Annotated in this window: 24 protein-coding genes and 1 pseudogene; 14 read left to right on the top strand and 11 right to left on the bottom strand. The window is 58.4% G+C overall.

The window, feature by feature from the left end:
* Positions 1 to 160 precede the first annotated feature (160 nt).
* From AGR2A_RS02920 to rsmI, 10 genes and pseudogenes are all read right to left on the bottom strand, one after another.
* Complete coding sequence (locus AGR2A_RS02920; protein ID WP_072493864.1) at positions 161 to 1,693, bottom strand: YifB family Mg chelatase-like AAA ATPase; 1,533 nt, start codon at positions 1,691 to 1,693, stop codon at positions 161 to 163.
* Between the two features lie 183 nt (positions 1,694 to 1,876).
* A complete protein-coding gene (gshB, locus tag AGR2A_RS02915) occupies positions 1,877 to 2,836 on the bottom strand; it encodes a glutathione synthase (protein WP_022555488.1) in 960 nt (319 codons plus the stop codon).
* Between the two features lie 237 nt (positions 2,837 to 3,073).
* Entirely contained in the window at positions 3,074 to 3,586 is a 513-nt protein-coding gene (locus AGR2A_RS02910) for a cupin domain-containing protein (protein WP_004439501.1), read from the bottom strand.
* Positions 3,587 to 3,696: 110 nt separating this feature from the next.
* Positions 3,697 to 4,797: a sn-glycerol-3-phosphate import ATP-binding protein UgpC gene (locus tag AGR2A_RS02905; RefSeq protein WP_045532985.1), complete on the bottom strand. Its 1,101-nt coding sequence runs from the start codon at positions 4,795 to 4,797 to the stop codon at positions 3,697 to 3,699.
* Between the two features lie 10 nt (positions 4,798 to 4,807).
* Positions 4,808 to 5,650, bottom strand: a complete 843-nt coding sequence (gene ugpE, locus AGR2A_RS02900) for a sn-glycerol-3-phosphate ABC transporter permease UgpE (RefSeq protein ID WP_072493863.1) — start codon at positions 5,648 to 5,650, stop codon at positions 4,808 to 4,810.
* An 11-nt stretch (positions 5,651 to 5,661) separates the two neighbouring features.
* Complete coding sequence (locus AGR2A_RS02895; protein WP_185933339.1) at positions 5,662 to 6,630, bottom strand: ABC transporter permease subunit; 969 nt, start codon at positions 6,628 to 6,630, stop codon at positions 5,662 to 5,664.
* A gap of 82 nt (positions 6,631 to 6,712) precedes the next feature.
* Positions 6,713 to 8,011 carry an extracellular solute-binding protein gene (locus AGR2A_RS02890; protein WP_022555483.1) on the bottom strand — a complete coding sequence of 433 codons (1,299 nt, stop codon included), beginning with the start codon at positions 8,009 to 8,011 and terminating at the stop codon, positions 6,713 to 6,715.
* Between the two features lie 107 nt (positions 8,012 to 8,118).
* A complete protein-coding gene (locus AGR2A_RS02885; protein ID WP_072493861.1) occupies positions 8,119 to 8,679 on the bottom strand; it encodes a sugar O-acetyltransferase in 561 nt (186 codons plus the stop codon).
* 10 nt (positions 8,680 to 8,689) lie between these two features.
* Positions 8,690 to 9,058, bottom strand: coding sequence for a YraN family protein (locus AGR2A_RS02880; protein ID WP_004439484.1), 369 nt, complete (start codon positions 9,056 to 9,058; stop codon positions 8,690 to 8,692).
* Positions 9,048 to 9,988: pseudogene (gene rsmI / locus AGR2A_RS02875) on the bottom strand (16S rRNA (cytidine(1402)-2'-O)-methyltransferase). The gene AGR2A_RS02880 and the pseudogene rsmI overlap by 11 nt, the downstream one beginning before the upstream one ends.
* A 265-nt stretch (positions 9,989 to 10,253) precedes the next feature.
* Here rsmI and dnaN point away from each other — a divergent pair.
* The 6 genes from dnaN to AGR2A_RS02845 all read left to right on the top strand — a co-directional run bounded on the left by dnaN (position 10,254) and on the right by AGR2A_RS02845 (position 14,972).
* Positions 10,254 to 11,372: a DNA polymerase III subunit beta gene (dnaN, locus tag AGR2A_RS02870; protein ID WP_006699698.1), complete on the top strand. Its 1,119-nt coding sequence runs from the start codon at positions 10,254 to 10,256 to the stop codon at positions 11,370 to 11,372.
* A gap of 194 nt (positions 11,373 to 11,566) precedes the next feature.
* A complete protein-coding gene (pmtA, locus tag AGR2A_RS02865; RefSeq protein WP_006699699.1) occupies positions 11,567 to 12,160 on the top strand; it encodes a phospholipid N-methyltransferase PmtA in 594 nt (197 codons plus the stop codon).
* Between the two features lie 94 nt (positions 12,161 to 12,254).
* Complete coding sequence (locus AGR2A_RS02860; protein ID WP_072494848.1) at positions 12,255 to 12,851, top strand: histidine phosphatase family protein; 597 nt, start codon at positions 12,255 to 12,257, stop codon at positions 12,849 to 12,851.
* A gap of 4 nt (positions 12,852 to 12,855) precedes the next feature.
* Positions 12,856 to 13,563, top strand: coding sequence for an orotidine-5'-phosphate decarboxylase (gene pyrF, locus AGR2A_RS02855; RefSeq protein WP_004439469.1), 708 nt, complete (start codon positions 12,856 to 12,858; stop codon positions 13,561 to 13,563).
* A gap of 20 nt (positions 13,564 to 13,583) precedes the next feature.
* Complete coding sequence (locus tag AGR2A_RS02850; RefSeq protein ID WP_004439466.1) at positions 13,584 to 13,871, top strand: DUF1330 domain-containing protein; 288 nt, start codon at positions 13,584 to 13,586, stop codon at positions 13,869 to 13,871.
* 120 nt (positions 13,872 to 13,991) lie between these two features.
* A complete protein-coding gene (locus AGR2A_RS02845; RefSeq protein WP_045532999.1) occupies positions 13,992 to 14,972 on the top strand; it encodes a complex I NDUFA9 subunit family protein in 981 nt (326 codons plus the stop codon).
* A gap of 579 nt (positions 14,973 to 15,551) precedes the next feature.
* Here the strand turns inward: AGR2A_RS02845 and AGR2A_RS02835 are convergent.
* Complete coding sequence (locus tag AGR2A_RS02835) at positions 15,552 to 16,358, bottom strand: undecaprenyl-diphosphate phosphatase (protein WP_072493857.1); 807 nt, start codon at positions 16,356 to 16,358, stop codon at positions 15,552 to 15,554.
* A 158-nt stretch (positions 16,359 to 16,516) separates the two neighbouring features.
* Here AGR2A_RS02835 and AGR2A_RS02830 point away from each other — a divergent pair, with 158 nt between their 5' ends.
* The 8 genes from AGR2A_RS02830 (at position 16,517) to AGR2A_RS02795 (ending at position 25,599) form a co-directional block, all read left to right on the top strand.
* On the top strand, positions 16,517 to 17,209 hold the full coding sequence (locus AGR2A_RS02830) for a glutathione S-transferase family protein (RefSeq protein ID WP_006699702.1): 693 nt from the start codon (positions 16,517 to 16,519) through the stop codon (positions 17,207 to 17,209).
* 78 nt (positions 17,210 to 17,287) lie between these two features.
* Entirely contained in the window at positions 17,288 to 18,439 is a 1,152-nt protein-coding gene (gene queG / locus AGR2A_RS02825; protein WP_072494847.1) for a tRNA epoxyqueuosine(34) reductase QueG, read from the top strand.
* A 3-nt stretch (positions 18,440 to 18,442) separates the two neighbouring features.
* Positions 18,443 to 19,315, top strand: coding sequence for an SDR family oxidoreductase (locus AGR2A_RS02820; protein WP_072493856.1), 873 nt, complete (start codon positions 18,443 to 18,445; stop codon positions 19,313 to 19,315).
* Between the two features lie 429 nt (positions 19,316 to 19,744).
* Complete coding sequence (locus AGR2A_RS02815) at positions 19,745 to 20,110, top strand: septal ring lytic transglycosylase RlpA family protein (protein ID WP_004439454.1); 366 nt, start codon at positions 19,745 to 19,747, stop codon at positions 20,108 to 20,110.
* Positions 20,111 to 20,171: 61 nt separating this feature from the next.
* A complete protein-coding gene (locus AGR2A_RS02810) occupies positions 20,172 to 21,461 on the top strand; it encodes an RsmB/NOP family class I SAM-dependent RNA methyltransferase (protein ID WP_035206665.1) in 1,290 nt (429 codons plus the stop codon).
* A gap of 154 nt (positions 21,462 to 21,615) precedes the next feature.
* Positions 21,616 to 22,893: an imelysin family protein gene (locus AGR2A_RS02805; RefSeq protein ID WP_072493855.1), complete on the top strand. Its 1,278-nt coding sequence runs from the start codon at positions 21,616 to 21,618 to the stop codon at positions 22,891 to 22,893.
* A 61-nt stretch (positions 22,894 to 22,954) separates the two neighbouring features.
* Positions 22,955 to 24,478 (top strand): di-heme oxidoredictase family protein, encoded by a 1,524-nt coding sequence (locus AGR2A_RS02800; RefSeq protein ID WP_072494846.1) that lies wholly within the window; start codon positions 22,955 to 22,957, stop codon positions 24,476 to 24,478.
* The gene (locus tag AGR2A_RS02795) at positions 24,478 to 25,599 is read left to right on the top strand and encodes an imelysin family protein (RefSeq protein WP_072493854.1); all 1,122 of its coding nucleotides are present in this window, start codon (positions 24,478 to 24,480) and stop codon (positions 25,597 to 25,599) included. The genes AGR2A_RS02800 and AGR2A_RS02795 overlap by 1 nt, the downstream gene beginning before the upstream one ends.

Raw genomic sequence — 25,599 nt, 5'->3', positions numbered from 1 at the left:
TGCCGCCGGTTTGCCGGCGGCACTTCTGTTTCAAGGCCCCCTCATTCGGCCCATCACCTACCGAGCTGTCCAAACAGCATTTTTACCCGTCATTCCCGGAACCACCTGATTGACCGGCAGGCATAAGCGTCCTTCCCAGACAAAGTGCCCGTAGCTGGTTTTACGCCGCGGCGGTTAGCCTTTCGCCGGCGATACGATAGGACACTGCTTCGGCAATATGGATACGCCCAACCGTTTGCCTGCCATCCAGATCCGCCAGGGTGCGGGCCACCTTGAGAATGCGATGGTAACCGCGCGCGGAAAACTTCATGCGCTCCGCCGCATCACGCAGCAATTGCAGGCCGGACTGGTCCGGTTCGGCGTATTTTTCGATCATTGCTGTCGTGCAGCGGGCGTTGGTGCGGATGGCAGGGAAGCCCGCTGCCGCATAACGTTCCTGCTGGGCAAGGCGCGCTTCGGCGACGCGCGCCCCAACCACGGCGCTCGGTTCGGCCGTCACGGGCCGAATGAGATCGGCGGCGGAAACGGCGGGAACGTCGATACGAATGTCGATGCGATCGAGCAGCGGGCCGGAAATGCGAGCCTGATAGTCTGCCACACAACGTGGGCCTCTGGCACAGGTAAAACCCGGCTCTCCCGCCATACCGCAACGGCAGGGATTCATTGCCGCGACAAGCTGGATTTGCGCGGGATAGCTGACACGGTGATTGGCACGCGCAATAATGCATTCGCCGGTTTCGAGCGGCTGACGCAGGGCATCCAGCACCTGCGGCGAAAATTCCGGGAACTCATCCAGAAAAAGAACGCCATGGTGAGCAAGCGAAGCCTCGCCCGGTTTGGCCCGCAGCCCGCCGCCGATCAGGGCCGCCATGGTGGCGGAATGATGCGGCGTGCGGAAGGGCCTGCGATCCGAAAGCTTGCCACCCGACAATTGGCCGGCAATGGAATGGACCATGGACACTTCCAGCAGTTCTGCCGCCTCCAGCGGCGGCAGGATCGAAGGCAAGCGGGCGGCGAGCATGGATTTTCCCGAGCCGGGCGGGCCGACCATCAGCAGATTATGGCCGCCGGCGGCTGCCACCTCCAGCGCCCGCCGGGCGCTCTCCTGCCCCTTTATGTCAGCTAAATCAGGCAGATTGACCGGATTGGCGCGAATGGCGGGCGTCGGGCGCGAGAGAATCTGTGTGCCACGAAAGTGATTAGCGAGCGCAATCAGGCTGCGCGGGGCGAGAATATCGATCCCGGCTCCGGCCCATGCCGCCTCCGGGCCGCTGTCAGCCGGGCAAATCAGTCCCTTTCCAAGCGCATTGGCCCCGATCGCTGCCGGAAGCGCGCCCGCAACCAAGCCGATAGTACCATCGAGATTGAGTTCGCCAAGGACCACGTAACGCCCCAGCGCGTCGGCCGGTATGGCTCCCAGGGCGGCCATGAGGCCAAGGGCAATGGGAAGATCGAAATGCGATCCTTCCTTTGGCAGATCGGCAGGGGCAAGATTGACCGTGACCTTCTTTGCCGGCAGCGCCAAGCCTGAGGCATGTAATGCCGCCTGCACGCGCTCCCGGCTTTCGGCGACGGCTTTATCCGGCAGACCGACAATCTGGATGCCGACCCTTCCCGGTGCCACCATGACCTGCACCTCAACAGGCACACCCTCTATGCCCTGAAATGCCACCGTATTGACCCGTGCCACCATGGCCTGCCCCCGCAAACCGCCGCGCTTTCAGAGCCTTATGCCCCATCCACGACCATTGCCAAGCAACGTGCCACAGCTCAAAGAATAAAACAAGAACATCCAGCGAACAATTTATCGCATCCGCTGTATTTTAGTTGTATCGAGTTGTATAGCCGGAACAAACCGAGAGCGATTTATGTCTCGTCAAAAATCCTGAGCTTCGCGCTTTTTCTCGATGGCGTCCCACAGCAGGCTCGCCACATCGGCGCCGCCGAATTTCCGCACCTCTCGAATGCCGGTCGGCGAGGTGACGTTGATTTCGGTGAGGTAATCGCCAATGACATCAATTCCAACGAACAGGAAACCACGCTCGCGCAGGGCGGGGCCGATACGGCGGCAGATTTCCTTTTCGCGCGCGGTCAGTTCCGTAGGCTCAGGCCGGCCGCCAGCGTGCATGTTGGAACGGGCGTCGTTTTCCGCTGGAACGCGGTTGATCGCACCCACCGGCTCTCCATCCACCAGCAGGATGCGTTTATCGCCCTTGCGGACATCGGGCAGATATTCCTGAGCAATGTAAGGTTCGCGGAACATCTGACCGAACATTTCCAGCAGCGAGGAGAAATTGCGGTCGTCCCGCGCTGAATGAAAGACGCCCGCACCGCCATTGCCATAAAGCGGCTTGAGAATGATATCGCCCATTTCGTTGCGGAAGCGCGCGATTTCCGCGACATCCTTCGTGATCAGCGTCTTCGGCATGAGATCCGCGAATTCGGTGACGAAGATCTTCTCCGGCGAATTGCGCACCCAGGCGGGATCATTGACCACCAGGGTCCTCGGATGAATGCGCTCCAGCAGATGGGTGGAGGTGATATAGGCCATGTCGAACGGTGGATCCTGACGCAGATGGATGACATCCATCGTGGAAAGATCAACGCGCTCCGGTTCGGAAAGCGAGAAATGGTCACCCTTGATGTCGCGCAGCTCCATCTGCTCGACGGTCGCGTAAATCTTGCCATCGCGCATGGAAAGGCGGTCGGGCGTGTAATGGAACAGCCGATATCCACGCGCCTGCGCTTCAAGGCTCATGGCGAAGGTGGAATCACCGCCGATGTTGATGCCGGAGACATGATCCATCTGGATCGCGACGTTCTTGATCTTCGCCATGCGCATGTTCCTCTCGCAGCATACGGACGCCTGCGATCCGCCATGCCGTGTCTCATCTTTCAAGCGTTCCGGCAGGACCGGAAGAGACCCGGAAATGCTTCAGAAAACTTGAAAGATGTAGGGCAGCGACCATTCAAACGCAACTGCTGCGAGCCGTGGTTTCTGTGAGTTTTATTGAACCTTCATAATTCCCACGGCGAAGGCACACCCGCGCCCGCCAACGGCATGGGCGACGGCTCAGGCTGCCAGCTTGTAGGAGCGACCGGCGAACAGCTTGTTCTTGACGCGATAGGCAAATGCCAGCGCCGTGGGGAACGGACGACGCATGAAGGCAACCTTGCGCACATAATGATCAACACGCCAGGTGGCCCATGTTCCGGCCCTGAAATAAGCGACGTCACCGACCCGCAGGATGCTGACCGAGCCGTCCTCGGCCGTCACATGCACCTCGCCTTCCAGAATATAGACGGTCTCATCCCAACCGAAGAACCAGCGGAATTCGCCTGCAGTGCAATCCCACATGGCGGTGCTTGAGGCACGGTCGCCGCTTCGGGAATGATCCGCAGCACGTGCCTGCGGGTTGCCGGCAATGATCCATTCAGGATTGATGGGCGCCGGCTGAAGCCGCAGATCGGTGCAGGATGCGCTGACCACGGCATCGTCTTTTTTCCGACGCAGATAGGCCGGCAATATCGGCACCGTACGGATAGCCATGGTTGCGGCCGCCGCGAACATCATTTTGAACGACATATGAGAAAACCCCCGTGAAATATTGGAGGCCTTCTATCATCGGGATCGTAACAAACCAGTTTTGACAATCGGCGCAATTTTAGCCATCGCGCCGATTTCAGGTGACGCAATCAGGCCGTCGCCAGTTGAGCATCCTGCGCCACCGTCTGTTCCGCTCCGCTGGCGATACGCTTGCCAGTTTCGCTGGCGAAGAAGTGCAGTTTTTCCGGAGCAATCGTCACCGAAAGCGCGGACGGAACCTCGACGTCAGGCGGAAAGGCCACGGTCAGGCTCTGATCGCCGATCATGCCGTGTATAAGGCGTTGCGAACCCAGCTCCTCAATATAATCCACGCGAAGTGCGAAACCCTGGGCGTCAGCAGCAGCGAGACGAAAATCTTCCGCCCGCATTCCAACAGTCACCGGGCCGGACGTGGGGGCAAAGCCATTGAGCGCAAACAGCGACGGCCCGATGGCAAGGCTATCGCCGTGCAATTCGGCGCTGAGAAGATTCATGGCCGGAGAGCCGATGAAACTTGCGACGAAGGTTGAGGCAGGCGTGTGATAGACATCCAGCGGCGCACCGATCTGCTCGATACGGCCGCCATTCAGCACGACGAGACGGTCGGCCAGCGTCATGGCTTCCAACTGGTCATGGGTAACGTAGATCGATGTCGTGCCTAGACGTTTTTGCAGCCGCTTGATTTCGCCGCGCATGGAAACACGCAGCTTGGCATCGAGATTGGACAGGGGTTCGTCGAACAGAAAGGCAGCAGGCTTGCGAACGATCGCGCGCCCCATGGCGACGCGCTGCCGCTGACCACCGGAAAGGGCGCGTGGCTTGCGGTCCAGATAGGGTTCGAGTTGCAGCATACGCGCCGCTTCAGCCACACGGGCGTCAATTTCCGCCTTGGGTGTCCTGCGGTTCTTCAGCCCGTACTCCAGGTTCTCGCGTACCGACATATGCGGGTAAAGCGCGTAGTTCTGGAAGACCATGGCGATATCGCGGTCGGCCGGATCGGTCTGGTTGACCACCCGGTCGCCGATCTTCACCGTGCCTTCTGAAATATCCTCAAGCCCGGCGACCATACGCAAAAGCGTGGACTTGCCGCAGCCGGAGGGACCGACGAGAACGATGAACTCGCCGTCCTTGATGTCGATATCGACGTGATGCACGGCGCGCACGCCGCCATGATAATCCTTGCAGACCTGACTGATTTCTATCGCGGCCATTTCGGTCTCCTTATTTATCGCTTTCGGTCAGGCCCTTGATGAACCAGCGCTGGAAAATCACGACGATCAGTACGGGTGGCAGCATGGCCAGCACGGCGAGCGCGAAAGCTTCGTTGTAATCGGGGATTTGCGAACCGACCCAGACCTGCAGGATCGACTTGATGCCACGCATCAGGGTGAAGAAACCCTCATCCGTCGTCATCAGCATGGGCCAGAGATACTGATTCCAGCCATAGACGAACATGATGATGAAGATCGCCGCCATCATGGTGCGCGACAGCGGAATGAGAACGTCGACGAAAAATTTCACTGGCCCCGCACCATCGATACGGGCAGCCTCCAGCAGCTCTTCAGGCACGGATTTGAAGAACTGCCGGAAATAGAAGGTGCCCGTCGCCGAAGCGAGAAGCGGCACGATCAGACCGGTATAGGAGTTCAACAGTCCGAGTTTGCTCATTACCTCGTAGGACGGCATGATGCGCACTTCGAGCGGCAGAAGCAGCGTGGTGAAAATGATCCAGAAGGCGAGCGTCGCAAAACGGAAGCGGAAATAGACGATCGCATAGGCCGCCGTCATCGACAGGACAATTTTGCCGACGGCAAAGCCGATGCCGAGGATCAGCGAATTCAACACCATGTTCAGGCCTGTAACCTGTCCGGTGAAACCACCCTTCTGGGTAAGGACCTTCTCATAGGTTTCGATGAAATTGTCGCCGGGAATGATCGCAAGGCCGCTGCGGTGAATTTCAGCCGCCGTGTGGGTGGACGTCATGAAGGCCACGACAACAGGCAGGATTAGAAACAATGCGCCAATGATCAGCACCAGATGATCGAGGGGTTTGGTCTTGTACATCGTCTTTTCCCTCAATTGTAATGGATGCGCTTCTCGATGAAGCGGAACTGGATGATGGTGAGGACGAAAACGACCAGCATGAGGATGACGGACTGGGCCGAGGAACCGCCGATGTCATTGCCGCGGAAACCGTCGAGGAACACCTTGTAGACCAGCGTGATCGGGTTGTTCGCGGCCTTATCCTTCACCATCACGTCGATGACACCGAACGTATCGAACAACGAATAGGTGATGTTGATGATGAGCAGGAAGAAGGCCGTGGGCGCCAGGAGCGGCATGATGACGGTCCAGAACCGGCGGAAGCCCGAACGGCAATCGATGGAGGCGGCTTCCCGCACGGAGACCGGAACGCCCTGGAGACCGGAGAGGAAGAAGATGAAGTTGTAAGGAATCTGCTTCCAGACCGCGACAACGATCATGGCAAAGGCCGTATCGAAATAATTGAGGCCGACCTTCATGTCCCAACCGAGAAACGCGGCCATCTTCACGAAGGGGCCGATATGCTGGTCGAAAAACATCATGCCGATAAGGCCGGCGACCGGCGGCGCAATGGCGTAAACGGAAATCAGCAGCGTCTTGTATGTCGAACTGCCGCGAATGACCGCATCCGCCTTGACGGCGAGCAGCAGGCCGAGCGCCAGCGAAAAGAAGGTGACGAGCACGGTGAAGACTACCGTGAATTTCGCGATGCTGAGATATTCGGGGCTGAAGATCGCATCCGAATAATTGGCGAGTCCAACGAAGGAAGCGCCGAACCCGAACGGGTCTTCGATATAGAAAGAAGAATGGATGGCCTGAACGGATGGCCAATAGAAGAAAATGAAAATCACCGCAAGCTGCGGTGCCAGAAACAGATAGGGCACAAAGGACGAAGAGAACTGCACGCGCTTCATGCCGGCTTCTGCGGGCTTGGCGGGTTTTCCAGCCTTTGCGGACCGACCGGACAAAAACCGGCGCGGTTGAGACGATGTATAGGCCACGCTTGCGCCTCCTTATCCAGAAGTGAGCCTCCCTTCCGTCAGAAAGGAGGCTCGACAAGATCAACGGTTTCGAAGAGATCGATCAGCCGGCCGTCTTGGCGAAGCGGGCCAGAAGGTCGTTGCCTTCCTTCTCGATGATTTCGAAAGCAGCCTTCGGCGTGACTTCGCCGGAGAAGATGCGGTTATATTCGCGTTCCATCACGGCGCGGATCTGCGGGTAGAAGCCGAGGCGATAACCCTTGGACCAGTCGCCACCCTGCAGTGATAGCTGCTGGATGCCGACTTCGGCGACCGGCTTTTCCTTGTAGTAGCCTTCAGCCTTGGCCTTTTCATAAGCGGCCTTGGTGATGGCGACGTAACCGGTTGCCTTGTGATAGAAGACCTGGATTTCCGGCGAGGTCAGGAACTGGAAAAAGTCGGCCACACATTTGTTTTCGGCTTCGGACTTGCCCGACATTGCAAAGAGGGCAGCGCCGCCGATGAAGGAGTTGGTACCCGCGCCCTTGATGGAGCCCCAGTAAGGGAGGAAAGTTGCCGAGAATGGCATTGTGGCCGTCTTCTGAAGGCCGCCGAAGGAACCCGACGAACCGATCCAGAGTGCTACCTTACCTTCTTCGAAGGGCTTCTGGTTGTCGTTCCAGCCGGCGCCATAATAGGCAAACAGGCCCTTGTCCTTCCAGTCCTTCAGCTTCTCGAACATCATGACGAGGTTCGGGTCGGTGACCTTGAGCTTGGTGTCGGTGACGCTGTCGTAACCATTGTTGTTCGTGGCGAACTGGATGTTGTTACGCGAGAAGAAGTTCTCCGTGAACTGCCAGGTCAGCTGCGACTGGACGAGCGGAATATAGCCGGCTTCCTTCAGCTTCGGGGCGACCTTTTCAAAGTCTTCCCAGGTCTTGGGAGCTTCGACGCCGGCCTTCTTCAGGGCCTCGTCGTTGATGTACATGATGGGAGCGGAGGAATTGAACGGCATGCCGACGAACTTGCCGTCAGCGGCAGCGTAGAAGTAGCGCACGCCGTTGATAAAGGCGTCGCGATCGAACTTGTAACCGGCCTTGGTGATCAGGTCTTCGGCAGGAATGACCGCGCCCTTGGCGTTGATGATGGTGGCAGCACCTGCATCGAAAACCTGAAGAATGTTCGGCTGTTCGCCCGAACGGAAAGCTGCGATGCCGCTGGCGAGAGCTTCTTCATAGGAGCCCTTGGAAACCGGCGTCAGCGCGCATTCTTTCTGGGCTTCGTTGAATTTCTGGGCGACTTCGTTGATGACTTCGCCGTTACGGCCGCCCATGCCATGCCACCAGGTGATGTTGGTCGCAGCCATGGAAGAGGTCGCGGAGATGCTGACAGCCACAGCGGCCATGGAAATCTTCTTGAACATATCAAATCCTCTCCACCATTTATTGGGGTGAGGATGCGAATAGAGAGGTTCAATGACGCCTCTTTGACAGTTCCATGTCAGATTTATTACAGCGGCGGATGAAAATCTCAGTCGGATATGCGTTTCAGGGGCCGCGCCGGGTTCCCGACCACCGTCACGCCAGCAGCGACGTCGCGTGTGACGACCGAACCGGCACCGACAATCGCACCGTCACCCACTGTCACGCCCGCAAGCAGAATCGCTCCGCCGCCGATCCAAACGTCGCGACCGATTGCCACGGGTTTTGCGATTTCAATGCCTTGGGCACGCGGCACCGGGTCGAGATGGTGTTCCGCACAGTAAATCTGCACCGCAGGCCCCAGCATCGCGCCGTCGCCTATCGTTACCTTAGCGGAATCGAGAATGGTGCAGCCCGCGTTGAGATATACATTCTTTCCCAGCGCGATATTAAAGCCGTAAGCGCAATGAAACGGCGCTTCGAGAAACGCGCCTTCCCCGACAGAATTAAACAGCGCGCGCAGCAGCGGTGCAATTGCCCCGCGCTCATCCGGCGGCATCGTATTGTGCTGGTGGACGGCCCCTCGTGCGCGCCGGCGCAATATATCCAGCTCGCCATCCATGCAGCTGTACCATTCGCCCGCGGCCATTTTTTCACGCTCGGTGGACATCGTCTCCCCTTCAAAAGGCATCGATAAAATGCTGCGGCAGACCTCGCGGCAGAATGGCGACGATATCGAAGCGCAGTGAAAGCCGCCCGGCATCGCCGTGGCGGGCCAGCCACAGGTCCGCAGCCGCCCGGATGCGTTGCTGCGAATGAAAGCCGACGGCATCGATCGCGCTGATGCCGGACGGCCGGGCCTTGACCTCCACAAACGCGACGACGTCCGCCTTGCGGGCGACAAGGTCAATCTCCCCCAGCCGGGTGCGATAACGAATGGCGAGAATGCGATATCCCTTCAGCAGCAGAAAAAGTGCCGCCCAATATTCCGCAGCATGACCACGCCGCTCGGCTTTTCGCCTTTTATCGTTTCGCCAGTTAGCGGCCATCCGCTTCCTTCATGTCCAGCAGCCTTTGATAAAGCTCCTTGCGCGGCAGGCCCGTCAGCTTCGCGGCTTCGCCTGCAGCCCTTGCGGCGGGCATGGTGGCGACCAGATCCTTCAGCAGCTTCTCGACATCCTCGATATCGGGAATCTCGTCATAGGAAGGCGGCTCCACCAGAAGCACGATCTCGCCCTTCACTACACGGTCACCGTCATAGTAATCCGCAAGCTCACCGAGCGTGCCGCGGCGGAATTCCTCGAACGTCTTGGTCAGCTCGCGGCAGACCACGGCACGGCGCTCACGGCCAAGCACTTCCGATGCGACCTTGATGGAAGCGCTGATGCGGTGCGGTGATTCAAAAAAATGAGGGTCGCGGGGATTTTCGCCAGTTCGGCAAAACGGTCGCGCTTGCCGCGGTCCTTTACCGGCAGGAAACCCGCAAATAGGAAGGCGTCACTTGGCATGCCCGAACCGACCAGCGCGGCTAACGGCGCCGAGGCGCCCGGCACCGGCACGACGCGATGCCCGGCCTCGAGTGCAAGCTGGCCAAGCCGGTAACCGGGATCGGAAACAAGCGGCGTTCCCGCATCCGACACCAGCGCCACGGATTTTCCTGCTTCCAGCGCCGCGATGAGCTTTGGCCCCACTTCGTTCGAATTGTGCTCGTGATACGCAAACGGACGGGTACGGATACCGTAACGCTCGAGCAGGATGCGCGTGACGCGGGTATCCTCGCAGGCGAGAACATCAGCAGAAGCCAGCGTCTCCAGCGCGCGAATGGTGATGTCGCCCAGATTGCCGATGGGGGTAGCGACGAGATAAAGCGCGCACTCCAGCGGACGCGCGGGAATTGTGGCCGCCCCGATCCTGAATTCCTTCACCGCCTGCCTGGCGTCAATCTTCGATGTTTCTTCCGTCACACGGCTTCCAATCATTCTTGCCGATCATTTCCGGCCGGTCGCTCCAGTTATTCCTCTTTATGGGCAATTGAAAACCGGCGAACAAGGGCAACGGACGGCGCCAGCCTGTGGATCATGCTGTATAGCAGCAAAATGACCCGCGGCAGACGAACTCGGCTCTTGCATTCTCCGCAATAACTCTGCCATTTTGCCCGTCCACATTATCCGGCATTTGCCGGTGAAGACTCTTCTTGCCGATCCGGCGGTGGCCGGTTCGCAACGGTTGAAAGCGGTAGTGTCCATGCGTATTACTCTTGAGCGGTCGAACCTTCTGAAATCGCTGAACCACGTCCACCGGGTCGTCGAGCGTCGCAACACGATCCCGATCCTGTCGAACGTTCTGCTGCGCGCTTCCGGCGCCAATCTTGACATGAAGGCGACCGACCTCGATCTCGAAATAACCGAAGCGACCCCGGCCATGGTGGAGCAGGCGGGCGCCACCACCGTGCCGGCACACCTGCTTTATGAAATCGTGCGCAAGCTGCCGGATGGTTCCGAGGTGCTTTTGGCGACCAATCCGGACGGTTCCTCCATGACCGTCGCCTCTGGCCGCTCGAAGTTCTCGCTGCAATGCCTGCCCGAGGCGGATTTCCCTGACCTGACCGCCGGCACCTTCAGCCACACCTTCAAGCTGAAGGCGACCGATCTGAAGATGTTGATCGACCGCACGCAATTCGCGATTTCGACGGAAGAGACACGTTATTACCTGAACGGCATTTTCTTCCACACCATCGAAAGCAATGGCGAGCTGAAGCTGCGCGCTGTCGCAACCGATGGTCACCGTCTGGCACGCGCCGATGTGGATGCGCCGTCCGGTTCCGAAGGCATGCCTGGCATCATCATTCCGCGCAAGACTGTCGGTGAATTGCAGAAGCTGATGGACAACCCCGAGCTTGAAGTCACCGTCGAAGTCTCGGATGCGAAAATCCGCCTGACCATCGGCTCGGTCGTTCTGACCTCGAAGCTGATCGATGGGACTTTCCCGGATTACCAGCGCGTGATCCCCACCGGCAACGACAAGGAAATGCGGGTCGACTGCCAGTCTTTCGCCCAGGCTGTCGATCGCGTTTCGACCATTTCGTCCGAACGTGGCCGCGCCGTGAAACTTGCCCTCACCAATGGACAGCTCACTCTTACCGTCAACAATCCCGATTCGGGCAGCGCGACGGAAGAAGTTGCCGTCGGCTATGACAATGATTCGATGGAAATCGGCTTCAACGCGAAATATCTGCTCGACATCACCTCACAGCTTTCCGGTGACGACGCGATTTTCCTTCTGGCAGATGCAGGGTCGCCGACGCTGGTTCGTGACACCGCCGGCGACGACGCCCTGTATGTTTTGATGCCGATGCGCGTGTGAGTACGCTGATTTCTTTCCATTTTAGCCAAAACGCCGGTGGATCGCTCCGCCGGCGTTTTTTGATTCGATTATCGCCACCTTGGAGCCGGAGGCGAATTTTCCCAGTTACGACATTTTGCCTTGTTTTTGCGCCAAATGGGATCAACATTGCGTAACAGTTTTTTGACAATGACCAAATGTATCTGAGGGGAATTATGGCACTTAACCTGAAGCAACGCCTTGAACAGAAATTCGAGGAAGAAATCCGCTTTTTCAAAGGCATGGTCAGCCAGCCGAAAAAAGTCGGCGCCATCGTACCGACATCAGCTATCACAGCGAAGAAGATGGCGAGTGTCATCAATCCCCATTCCGGCCTGCCGGTTCTTGAACTCGGCCCAGGCACGGGTGTCATCACCAAGGCCATCCTGGCGCGCGGCATCAAGCCGGAGAATTTGACCGCCATCGAATATTCGACCGATTTCTATAATCAGCTGCTCAAAAGCTACCCCGGCGTCAACTTCGTCAATGGGGATGCCTTCGATCTCGATGCGACGCTCGGCGAACACGGGCATCAGATGTTCGACAGTGTCATTTCAGCCGTGCCCATGCTGAATTTTCCGATGGCCGCCCGCATCAAGCTTCTCGACGAATTGCTGAAGCGCGTGCCGCATGGCCGCCCCGTGGTGCAGATATCCTATGGCCCGATCTCGCCGATCGTCGCACAGCCGCATCTTTACCACATTCGTCATTTCGATTTCATCGTGCGCAATATTCCGCCGGCGCAACTGTGGACCTATACTCGGGCCTGACGTCCGGCAGATCGAGAAAATCCGTCATTTGCCGGTCGTAGCGCATGGTCAGGGTGTCGATGCCCTTTCCATGGCCTTTTGGGGACCGATTGCCGTGCATGCTCTCTACATTACCCACCCCCAGGTCAGAATAGATCTGGCTGTTCCCGTTCCTCAATGGGGGCTTTCGGAAAGAGGTGCCGAGCGGGCGCGAGAGGCAGGCCGCCTGCCTTGGGCGCTGGCATTGCGCCATATCGTTTGCAGCGCCGAGACGAAGGCGATTGAAACCGCCCGTATCCTTGCCGAGACATCCGGAGCGGAGATAGAAATCGTCGAGGAGATGCATGAAAACGACCGGTCCTCCACCGGTTTCCTGACGCCACCGGAATTTGAGAAGGCGGCGGACTGGTTCTTCGCTCACCCGCAGGAAAGTTTTCGCGGCTGGGAGCGGGCAATTGATGCGCAGGCGCGGATTGTCAATGCCGTCAGAGCTATTCTTGACCGGCACGATACACAGCGGCCTATCGCCTTTGTCGGCCATGGCGGTGTGGGCACACTTCTGAAATGCCATATAGAAGGCCGCCGCATCAGCCGCAGCGAGGACCAACCACCCGGCGGCGGCAATCTCTTTCGCTTCTCCATCGCCGACTTTTCACTTGCAGCCGCCTCCCCCGCATGCGACTGGACGGCAATGGAAACATGGCAGGGATAAGACAATGACCGCGCGCGAAAAACTCATCGTCGGGCTCGATGTTCCGACTGTGCAACAGGCCGAAGACATCGTTTCAAAAATCGGCGACGAGGTTCTTTTCTACAAGATCGGTTATCAGCTCGTCTTCGCCGGCGGTCTGGAATTCGCGCGCGACCTTGTCCAAAGCGGCAAGAAGGTCTTCCTCGACATGAAGCTGCTCGATATCGACAACACCGTCGCCTCCGGTGTCGAAAACATCGCCCGGATGGGCATGTCGATGCTGACGCTGCATGCCTATCCCAAAGCCATGCGTGCTGCCGTCAAGGCAGCGGAAGGTTCCGGCCTCTGCCTGCTCGGTGTCACGGTGCTGACGTCGATGGATGACAGCGATCTGGCCGAAGCCGGTTACGCCGCGGATGCCCGTTCGCTGGTGCTGCGCCGCGCGGAACAGGCGCGCGAGGCGGGCATGGGCGGCATCGTCTGCTCGGCGGAGGAATCGACCGCCGTCCGCGAAATCCTCGGCCCCGATCTTGCCGTCGTGACCCCCGGCATTCGCCCCGCGGGCGCCGATCTCGGCGATCAGAAACGGGTGATGACGCCTTACGACGCCATCAAGGCTGGTTCGAGCCACCTGGTCGTCGCCCGACCGATCGTCAGGGCGGAAGATCCCAAAGCGGCGGCCCGCGCCATTCTCGATGACATGCTGCGCGCCAGCTTTCCAGCCAATCAATAATGACGACAGGAGGAGATGAAATGGCAAAGGGATATTGGATCGCCCGCGTCGATGTTCGCGACAGCGAGCGTTACAAGGACTACGTCTCAACGGCAAAACCCGCCTTCGAGCGGTTCGGTGCGAATTTCCTCGCTCGTGGCGGTGCTTTGACCGAGCTTGAGGGCAAGGCACGGGCGCGCAACGTCGTCATCGAGTTTCCTTCGGTGCAACACGCCATCGATTGCTATAATTCCCCCGAATACCAGGCAGCCGCCAAAATCCGCCAGGAAGTCGCAGATGCGGAAATGGTGATCGTCGAGGGAATTTGACCGTCGTCAACCCTATGTCCCAAACCCGCCTCTTCCCGGCGAGAACATCTCTTCCCGTGCGCGCGGCTTTGGGCTAAGAGACTGAAAAACGCTTTATCGACAGCTTCTGAGGAGCCTCCCATGACCTTGGCCAACCTTCCACCCCTCGTCACCGTATTTGGCGGTTCGGGTTTCGTCGGGCGGCATGTGGTGAGACTGCTCGCCAAGCGCGGTTATCGCATTCGTGTCGCCGTGCGCCGACCCGATCTCGCCGGCTTTTTGCAGCCGCTTGGCAATGTCGGCCAGATTTCCTTTGCGCAGGCCAACCTGCGTTACCGCGATTCCATCATCAAAGCCGTGGAAGATGCGGATCATGTGGTCAATTGCGTCGGCATCCTGACCGAAAGTGGCCGCAACACCTTTGACGCCGTGCAGGAATTCGGCGCGAAAGCCATCGCCGAGGCCGCCCGCGATGCCGGCGCCACGCTGACGCATATTTCCGCCATCGGCGCGGAAGCCGGTTCATCCACGGGTTACGGCCGCACCAAGGGCCGCGCCGAAGCTGCTATCCATTCCGTTCTGCCCGCCGCCGTTATCCTGCGTCCTTCGATCATCTTCGGACCGGAAGATGATTTCTTCAACAAGTTCGCGAAGATGGCCCGCGGCATGCCCTTCCTGCCGTTGATCGGTGGCGGAAAAACCAGGTTCCAGCCGGTTTATGTCGAGGATGTCGCGGAGGCCGTCGCCCGTAGCGTTGACGGCAAGCTGAAACCCGGCGCCATCTATGAGCTCGGCGGCCAGGATGTGATGACGTTCCGCGACTGTCTTGAGGCCGTTCTTGCCGCCACCTATCGCGAACGTCCGTTCGTCAATCTGCCTTTCGGCGTTGCCTCGATGATCGGCAAGGTTGCTTCGATGGTGCCGCTGATCACGCCACCGCTGACATCCGATCAGGTGACCATGCTGAAAAAGGACAACGTCGTTTCCGCCGAGGCGGAAAAGAACGGCCTGACGCTGGAAGGCATCGGCATTACGCCCGTTCGTGTTGCGTCTGTTCTGCCGTCCTACATGGTGCAATATCGCCCGCACGGCCAGTTCTCGAACGCGGGCAAGGCGGCCTGAGATCTGCCGCCATGCGGCACCTACTTGAAAGGCGGGACTTGTTCCCGCTTTTTTTGTGCATTCTTCATCGCAACCAAACCGCTTTCGGTGCATTTCTCCTTCGATAACGGGAAGGAGACGACATCAATATCGGAGCGGGCGAGCCGCTGGAAAAGGTTAACGGCGGAAAGGTCTCCGCAGGCAAGCGTGGCACAAGCGCAACTGTGGAAAAGACTTCGCATTAACCCGGTATTCAACAAGCTGCTTTATTGATATTCGCCACATTCCAAACATATCCCGAACCCTCAATTCACACACGGCGGCACGATCCGCGCGAACGAACGTCTGAAAGGCAATCATAAAATGGGCAGATCTATCGCACTCTTTTTTGCGTGTGCGGCTTTGGTGGTTCTGGCGGGTTCATTCATGGCACCGGGCACGGTTGCAGCGGGCAAGAGCGGTTGTGCTCCGGCTTATGGCGTGGACCCCTGCGCGACGGCTTCGATCAGCACCAACTGACCAGCCTTTAGAAGTTTTGAAAAAAAGCGCCGCCGGTTTTCCGGGGCGCTTTTTCTTTTTCAGTCCATATAAATTAAAGCCTCAGCCTAGGACCAGAAGCGCGATAAGTCCCAGAGACCCGATGGCGATGCGCCACCAGGCGAAGGGCGCGAAGCCCCGTCGCGAGACGAAATCCAGGAGCGAGCGAACGACAAATAGACCCGAGACGAAAGCGGCGATGAAGCCGACGGCGATCAGAGCGCCGTCATCGAAACTCAGGGCATCGCGGTTCTTGTAAAGATCGAGCGTAAACGCGCCGAGCATGGTCGGCATCGCCAGGAAGAACGAAAATTCGGCGGCGGAGCGCTTATCCGTGCCCATCAGCAACGAGCCGACGATCGTGGCACCGGAACGCGATGTGCCGGGAATCATCGCGAGGCACTGGAAGAGGCCGATCTTGAATGCAAGCGATGGCGGGTAATCCATGATGTCGGTATATTTCGGATTCAGCGGCATGCGGTCGACGGCAAGCAAAATGACCCCGCCGATGATCAGCACCACGCAGATGAGCATGGGCGTTTCAAACAGCACGGTCTTGATGAAGTCATGCGCCAAGGCGCCGATGATGGCCGCCGGCAGGAAGGCGAGAGCGACGGCCAGCACGAAGCGGCGCGCTTTCGCGCTTGTCGGCAGAGCGAGCGCTATCGATACAAGCTTTTGGGAATAAACAAGAAGTATCGCAAGGATCGCACCGAGCTGGATGAGAACCGCAAAGGTGTTGCCGGGTGATTTGAAGCCGAGGAAGTGCCCGGCCAGTAGCACATGCGCCGTTGAGGAAACGGGAATGAACTCCGTAAGACCCTCGATGATACCCAGCAGAAGCGCGCTGATGATCGATTGGTCACCCATGGGGAATCCTTCTTTTCAGGGGGAAGTGGCAATGGAAGGCAATTGCGTTAAACTTGTTTTAAAGTAGCCAAGCTCTTATAGCGTCTTGATGAAGCGAAACTGAAAAAGTTTTCCGGCAGATGCCGATCATGACAACCAATCGTAAAAATTGAGTACCGATGCCAACTCTCTATCACTCTCCGATGTCGACCGCATCCCGGTTCGTTCGTCTGATCCTTGCGGAATACGGGTTCCAGACCGATCTCGTGGAGGAGCAACCGTGGGAAAGACGGCGGGAGTTTCTGGCGCTCAATCCGGCCGGCACCCTGCCGGTCTATCTCGACGACAATATGCGCTCCCTCAGCGGGCCTTACGTTCTTGCGGAATTTCTCGATGAAACCCATGGGGTTTTGAAGCGTGACAGGCGTCTTCTGGCGGAAGACCCGTTTCAGCGGGCGGAAATTCGCCGCCTGACGGAATGGTTTCTGCAGAAGATGGAAAATGACGTGACCCGGCCGCTGGTGCGGGAGCGTGTTTACAAATTGCAGATGACGACCGCGCAAGGCGGCGGCCCGCCGGATTCCAAATTGCTGCGCACAGCCCGCAACAATATCCGCCAGCACATAAAGTATCTGGAATGGCTGGCCGGTTCGCGCACATGGCTGGCGGGTGATCGGCTGAGCTATGCCGATCTTGCTGCTGCTGCCGCGGTTTCGGTTCTGGATTATCTCGGCGAGATCAACTGGCTCGAGGCGCCCATCGCCAAGGAATGGTACCAGCGGGTGAAATCCCGTCCGTCCTTCCGGCCGTTCCTGAGCGAGCGTATTCCACGCCTCGCCCCCTCCTCCCATTATGCCGATCTGGACTTTTAAGTTCAGCCTTTCGGTTGTTTGCTGCGGCCCGGGACTGCGCCTATATATGACGCGCAACAACCCGCAGGAGAGACTACCATCGACGTTGCCGACGAGAAGCAGCGGATACGCGCGCGCAAACTGACGGATTTCATTCGTCACGAAGCCCTTTCGCTTGGCTTCGATCTATGTCGCGTCACAGCGCCGGACAGCATTCCGCTCGCACCGGAACGGCTGAGAGAATTTCTCGGCAAAGGTTATCACGGCACGATGGCGTGGATGGAAGAAACCGAGGCCCGGCGGGCGGAGCCGAAAACGCTGTGGAGCGATGTACGCTCCATCGTCATGTTCGGCCTCAATTATGGTCCCGACGAAGACCCGCGCAATCTGCTCTCGAAACCGGACAAGGCAGCCATTTCGGTCTATGCCCGCAATCGCGATTACCACGACGTCATCAAGGGGCGGCTGAAGGAAATCGCCACGCGCTTCGCCGCACGCGCCGGCGAGGATGTGAAGGTCTTCGTCGACACCGCCCCGGTGATGGAAAAACCGCTCGCCGCCGCCGCCGGTCTTGGCTGGCAGGGCAAACACACGAACCTCGTCAGCCGCAGCCATGGTTCCTGGCTGTTCCTCGGCAGCATGTTCACCACCGCTGATCTCTGTCTCGATGAGGCCGAGAAGGATCATTGCGGCTCCTGCCGGGCCTGTCTTAATGCCTGTCCAACGGCGGCCTTTCCCGCCCCCTATCAACTCGACGCCCGTCGCTGCATCTCCTATCTCACCATCGAGCACAAGGGGCCAATTCCGCATGAGTTTCGGCCGATGATGGGCAATCGCATCTACGGCTGTGACGATTGCCTCGCCGCCTGCCCATGGAACAAGTTCGCGGCCAGCGCCTCGGAAATGAAATTGCAGGCGCGCGAGGATCTGAAAGAACCGTCCATCGATTTCCTCCTGACATTGGATGATGCTGCCTTCCGCAGCTTTTTCAGTGGCTCTCCCGTCAAACGCATCGGCCGTAGCCGATTTATCCGCAATGTGCTGATTGCGGCCGGCAACTCCGGAAACCGGCAGTTCGTGGAACGATGCAAGGCTCTTGCCGAAATGGACCCTTCGCCGGAGGTACGCGGCATGGCCGCGTGGGCTTTATCGCGGCTTATGGACAGGCAGGAATTCCGTACATACTCTGCCACGCGCGCACCGGAGACTGATCCGGAGGCGGAAATGGAATGGCAATTGGCAGAGGCGTGAACCATGCATGTGATGATTTTTGGCGCGGGTTATTCGGGGAAAGCCATTGCCAACGCGCTGAAATCCCAAGCAGCAGGGATCTCCGGCACCACGCGCAGTCAGGACAAATTCTCTGGCCTCGCCAGCGCACAGATGACGCCCTTGCTCTTTGACGGCGTCCAGCTCAATGATGAGCTCGTCGCTGCAATGGACAATGTCACGCATCTCATACAATCCGTCGCGCCGGGCAAGGATGGCGATCCTCTCCTTCCGCTTCTGGGCGGCGACTTGAAAAAGCTCCTGCCCAATCTGGCATGGATCGCTTACCTTTCCACCGTGGGTGTTTATGGCGACCACGGCGGCGCTTGGGTGGACGAGACAACACCCTGCCGCCCCGTTTCCCCACGTTCTGTGGAGCGGGTAGCGGCTGAGGCCGCATGGACTGAAGCGGCCCGCGACGCCGACGCGCCGCTTTCCATCCTGCGTCTATCCGGAATTTATGGCCCGGGGCGCAATGCCTTCATGAATTTCGAGAAGGGAACGGCGCGGCGGCTGGTGAAGAAGGACCAGGTATTCAATCGCATCCGCGTGGAGGATATCGGCGCGGCGGTTGCCTTCCTGGCACAGAAACACGAAGGCGGCATCTTCAACGTGACCGATGATGAACCCTGCCCCCCGCAGGATGTGGTAAGCTTCGCGGCAGCGCTGATGGGAGTGGAACCACCACCCGAACAGGCCTTTGAAACTGCCGATCTAACACCGATGGCGCGCTCTTTTTATGGCGAGAACAAGCGCGTTTCCAACGCCAGAATTCGCGATCTGGGCTTCGATTTTCGCTTCCCGGAGTACAGGGCCTCGCTTCGACAATTATGGGAAAACGGCCTCTGGCGAGGCTGAAAAATGCCATCTCCAAAAAGCGATGAAAAATCCTTCCAATCCCGCTTTTGCGGATGGTTTTCGTCTTATTTCAGCCAATTAGGATTTTATTAACCAAGCCGAAATGACTAAAATCGTAGTCATTAGAAAAATATTTCACTCACATTTCGTGAAGTGGATTCACGAAGCCGTGACTTGCAACAGCATTCCCATTGAGCATTGATTCTGCGTTATTTTTTCCGCTTCTTCAAACGGGCGCGGCAATGGCAGCTTCCCGTCGATGATCACGAATGTTACAGTCTGTAACAGTTCGTGATTTGAGATCAGCTTTTTTTCGCCATTTTTCCCTCGCCCTACAATCTCGCATCAAAAGGCGTTCAGGCCAGTTCATGGCCGTTTAGCAAGGGCACAATCAATCGGCGCGGGGCCGATTTTCAGGGAAGCACTGTTTTGAATATCCGTCGTATAACTTTCACCGCTGCAACTATCGCCGCCTGTTCCATCATCGCGCCTCTTCAGGCGAATGCGGCAAATGGTTGTGGAGGCGCATCGTGGTATGCGTTGACCTCCAAGACTGCTTCTGGCGAGCGTATGAACGCCGCCAACCTGACCGCCGCTCACCGCTCCCTGCGGTTCGGCACCAAGGTCAAGGTTACCAACGCGCGCAACGGCAAGGCCGTTGTCGTTCGCATCAATGACCGCGGGCCATTTATCAAGGGTCGCGTTCTCGATCTTTCCAAGGCTGCGGCCAAAAACATCGGCATGATCAACTCCGGCACTGCCAAGGTCTGCTACGAGGTCGTCAAAGCCGATTGAGCCTTGCCCTCGCCGCCATTCGCGTCTACCAACCGGACTTGTCAGGAAAACGAGGTAGACAATGCGATTAGGCGGGCGTTTGGCCGGAGCAATCGAAGTATTGGCGGATATTGAGGGACGCAGGCGTCCCGTCGCCGATGCTCTGAAGGACTGGGGCCTTGCCCATCGTTTCGCCGGGTCGGGCGACAGGGCCGCGATCGGCAACATTGTCTATGATGCGTTGCGCATGAAACTGTCGCACGCCTGGCTGATGGATGACGACAGCGCCACCTCACTCGGCTACGCTGTTCTGTTGCGTCAATGGGGCAAGAGCTTCACGGAACTGGCAGCGGAATTCGATGGTGACAAATTCGCGCCTGCCGCACCGGACGCTGAAAGACAGCAGGCATTTCTCTCCCGTTCCCTTGCCGAGGCGCCGGCCCATGTTCAGGGCGACATTCCCGATTGGGTGCAATCTTCCTTCGAGACCGCATTCGGGGAGCGCTGGCTGACTGAGGCTCAGGCGCTCAATGAGCGCCCTACTCTCGATCTGCGTGCCAACACCTTGAAGGCGACCCGTGAAAAGGTTTTGAAGGTTCTTGAGGAAAGCGGCGCGGAGGCCACGCACATCGCCCGTCAGGGTGTTCGCATTCCCGCAGGCGAAGGCCCATCCCGCCTGCCGAACGTCACCGCCGAACTCTCCTTTCAGAAGGGCTGGTTCGAAGTGCAGGACGAGGGGTCGCAGATCGTCGCCGATCTCGCCGGCGCGCATGAGGGTGATCAGATCCTCGATTATTGCGCAGGCGGCGGCGGCAAGACGCTGGCCATGGCTGCCAGCATGAACAACAAGGGTCAGGTCCACGCCTTCGACGCCGACCGCAAGCGCCTTGCGCCGATCATCGAACGGCTGAAGCGGGCCGGCACGCGTAATGTGCAGGTTCATGACCGCGCATCGGGCCTCACGCCGTTTCAGGAAAAATTCGACCGCGTTCTCGTCGATGCCCCCTGCACCGGAACCGGAACATGGCGGCGGCGCCCCGATACCAAATGGCGGCTGACCGCGCGCAATCTGGAAGAGCGCGTGCAACAGCAGAGCGAGGCACTTTCGCAGGCCAAGGGATTCGTTCGCCCGGGCGGAGAGCTGCTCTATGTAACCTGTTCGGTGCTTCCCGAAGAAAACGAACAGCAGGTCCGTCGCTTCTGTGAGCAAAATCCAGATTTTGCCATTGGTTCGGCGTTGGAGCGGTGGCAAACGACTTTCGGCAGCAGTGCCAACAAACCGCATTCTTCCGACGGCAAGACAGTGACGCTCACGCCTGCAACCACAGATACGGACGGTTTCTTCTTCTGCCTGATGAAACGCAGAGCATAAAAGCATTTTGCATCCAGGGATTTTACCTGGGAAATACAGCACAGGCTTGTTTCAAAGCATTCTAAACTAGAATGTTTGACACAAGTTTGTGATTGGGTCAGAACTCGCTTGCCGCAGCGTGAAGTTATTTCATGCCTGCTCAAGGAGAGGGATCATGATCCGCAAAACCATTCTCAGCGCTTCTTTCGCGCTTCTTGCCGCATCGGCGGCTTTCACCGCGGTTCCTGCAAAGGCTGCCACCGACGCGGCCGCTGTTGTCAAGCACTATGCCGATGTCGCGCATGCGAAATACGAGGATTCGCTGATCACAGCGAAGGCGCTGGATAAGGCCATCGACGCATTGATCGCCACACCGAGCGAAGAAACGTTAAAGGCCGCGCGGGAAGCCTGGATCAAGGCACGTGTTCCCTATCAACAGTCGGAAGTCTATCGTTTCGGCAACCCGATCGTTGACGATTGGGAAGGCAAGGTGAACGCCTGGCCGCTGGACGAAGGCCTGATCGACTACGTCGACGGTGCCTATGGCACGGAAAGCGACGAAAACGAGCTTTATGTTGCGAATATCATCGCCAACCCGAAGATCAAGATCAGTGGTGAAGAGGTCGACGCCTCCAAGATCACCCCGGAACTCATCGAAAGCCTGCACGAGGCGGGCGATGTCGAAGCCAATGTGACGACCGGTTACCACGCCATCGAATTCCTGCTCTGGGGCCAGGATCTGAACGGCACCGGGCCGGGCGCAGGCAACCGCCCTTACACCGATTATGACAAGGCGAAATGCACGAACGGCAATTGCGATCGCCGTGCCGATTATCTGAAATCCGCCTCCACCCTGCTGATCAAGGATCTGCAGGAGATGGTCGACGCCTGGGCGCCGGAAGGCGAAGCAACCAAAACGCTGGAAGGCGATCCGAAGGCAGGCCTCACCGCCATTCTCACCGGCATGGGCTCGCTCTCCTATGGTGAATTGGCCGGCGAACGCATGAAACTTGGCCTTTTGCTGCACGATCCGGAAGAGGAGCATGATTGCTTCTCCGACAATACCTATAATTCGCATCTCAACGACGCGATCGGCATCGCCTCGGCCTATACCGGCGACTATACCCGTGTGGACGGAACGAAGATGACTGGCGCGTCGCTCTCGGAACTGGTCGGCTCCAAAGACAAGGCGTTGAACGACGAGATGCTGGCGAAGCTGGACAAGACGCTCAATGCCATGCACGCGATGGAAAAGCGCGCTCAGACGGTCGAGGCCTACGATCAGATGATCGGCGAGGGCAACAAGGAAGGCAACGCCGTGGTTCAGGCCGCCATCGATGGCCTCCTCGACCAGACGAAGTCGGTCGAACGCGTCATTGCTGCACTCGATCTCGGCAAGATTGACCTCGAAGGATCCGACAGCCTCGATAATCCGAACGCCGTTTTCAAATAAACGGCAAAAACTGGCCGCAGGGAGACTGCGGCCTGTTGCTCCCCGTACGCGTTTGACTTTCATGGAAATGTCTCTGTCGCCGATCCGTAGGCCGTTCTTATTCGCCGGGGCAGCCTGTCTTTTGGCGACGGCGACGCTTGCCGCATCCTTGCGTGACGATCTGACGGAAAATGACAGAAACCGCGTTCTTGCCGTAACCGCTCCGGCGATCGATTTTACCGGCCCGGAGCCTTTCGAGGCCATGTCTGGCGGGGCGTCGACCAATACCAACAGAACTGACAGCAACGCGTTTTCCCATCCGTCAGCCACCATGCCCCCGAAGCGGAGGCTGGACTTTAAGCTCGGCAACGCGCTGTTTCAGAAATTGTGGGTCTCTTCTCCTTCTTCCACGCAGGCTTCAGACGGTTTGGGGCCGCTCTTCAACGCCCGATCCTGCCAGACGTGCCATGTGAAGGATGGCAGGGGCCGTCCGCCTCTTGCCGGCGAAGACGCCGTCTCCCTGTTTCTACGGCTGGCAAGGCCTGCTCGAGACGAGGCGGAACGGACGGCGATCGCGCGCCATGAAGTGTTGAACTTTCCTGACGACACTTATGGACGGCAGCTTCAGAATCTTGCCATTCCCGGCCTTGAGGCCGAGGGCAAGGCTGTCATCACCTATACGGAGAAGCGGGTGTCCCTGGCGGATGGCGAGATGGTGACGTTGCGCCAGCCTGATTATGCCGTGGCAGAGTTGAAATATGGCCCGCTCGGCGCCGATACTTCGCTGTCAGCACGCATTGCCATGCCGACCCTTGGGCTCGGCTTGATAGAAGCTATCAGCGACACCGATATTCTGGCCAACGCCGATCCGGACGACAAGAACGGGGACGGCATTCAAGGGCGTCCCGCTTGGGTCAAGGATCATCGCACCGGCGAAACGAAAATCGGGAGGTTTGGTTGGAAAGCTCAGAACGCGAGCGTACGCGACCAGAGCGCAAGCGCTTTCTCCCACGATATCGGCATCTCCACACCGGATGCGCCGAATGCCTATGGCGACTGTACCGACAGGCAGAAAAAATGTCTCGCCATGCCAACGGGCGTGCAACCGCGGCTCGGGCCGGTGGAGGCGCCGGATCAGGTTCTCGATCTCGTGACCTTCTACACTGAAAACCTCGCCGTGCCGCAACGGCGTGATGTCGGTGAGCCGATGGTGCTGCGGGGCAAGCAACTCTTTTACGCATCGGGCTGCACGGCCTGCCACACCCCAAAATTCGTCACCCGACGCGATGCCGCCGATCCGATGCATGCGTTTCAGCTTATCTGGCCCTATTCCGATTTTCTGCTGCATGACATGGGAGAGGAGCTTGCCGATGGCCAACAGGTGGGCGAAGCAAGCGGACGACACTGGCGGACCCAGCCTCTCTGGGGCATAGGTCTGACAGAACGCGTGAATGGCAATGGTTTTTACCTACATGACGGGCGCGCACGCAGCGTGACGGAAGCGATATTATGGCATGGCGGCGAAGGGCAGAAAGCGCGCGACGCCTTTGCCGTCTTGAAAAAATCCGACCGGCAGGCTTTGCTGGCCTTTCTGGAGTCTCTTTAATGAACAAAGCCATGCGAAAAATCTCCGGCCTCATATCCGTACTGATGCTTTTGACCACACAGCCGGCCATGGCCCAGGATGTGGAACTGATGCCGCCGCCACCGCTCGACCCCGCACAGGTACGCGGCGTCATGGAAAAGGCAGTGAACGGTTTCATCCGACCCGGCTACGACCACTTCCGACGCTCCGCAGAGACGCTGGAGGACAGCATGAAGGCTTTCTGCGCGGCGCCTTCTGCTACGACGGAGAAGACGGCGAAGGACGCCTTTGCCGATGCGGTCTCAAGCTGGTCGACCATAGAGATCGTGCGTGTCGGCCCTGTCATCGAACAGAACCGTTTCGAGCGCGTCCTTTATTATCCCGACAAGAAGGGGCTCGGGCTGAAACAGGTTCAGCGTTACCTTTCCGACAAGGATGAAAGCGTTACCACCGCCGAAGGCCTGAGTGGCAAGAGCGTTGCCGCACAGGGGCTGGGCGCCCTGGAATTCATTCTCTACGGCACCGGCGCGAACGAACTTCTTGATAAGAAGGGCGATTTCCGCTGCCGTTTCGGAGCCGCCATTGCCGGCAATATCGCCGATGTCGCGGCAGAGCTTTCCGATAGCTGGAACGCGGCCGATGGCGCACAGAAAAACTGGACGCAGCCGGGGCCTGATAACCCCGTCTTCCGCGACGAACGAGAGGCGCTGGTTGCCCTGCTCGGCATTCTGGTGCACGGCGCCGAGGCGATCCGCGACCAGCGGATCGAGACCTTTTACAAGGGGCCGGACAAGGCGACGTTTCCCCGCACCGCCATTTATTGGCGGTCTGGCCTGACATGGAGAAGCATCTCCACAAACATCAAGGCCATTCAGACACTGCTGCATACCGCCGATATGGCCGAACTCGTCCCCCCCGACCAACGCTCCATCGTAAATTCCATCGACTTCATTGCCAAATCGATGATCCGCGTGGCCGGGACAATCGATGCAGATGTGCAAAAGGCGCTGGATCAGGACGATCAGCGAGCGAAGGTGGATTATCTTCTGCTGAACGGCAAAGACCTTATCTACCGGTTAAACGATCAATATGGCGGCGCGATTGGCCTCAGTTCCGGCTTTTCTTTCGCCGATGGGGATTGA

The sequence above is a fragment of the Agrobacterium genomosp. 2 str. CFBP 5494 genome (assembly GCF_900013495.1).
Classification (GTDB): Bacteria; Pseudomonadota; Alphaproteobacteria; order Rhizobiales; family Rhizobiaceae; genus Agrobacterium; species Agrobacterium pusense.
Note: the sequence above shows the minus strand (reverse complement) of the source record. Positions and strands in the feature narration are given on the sequence as shown.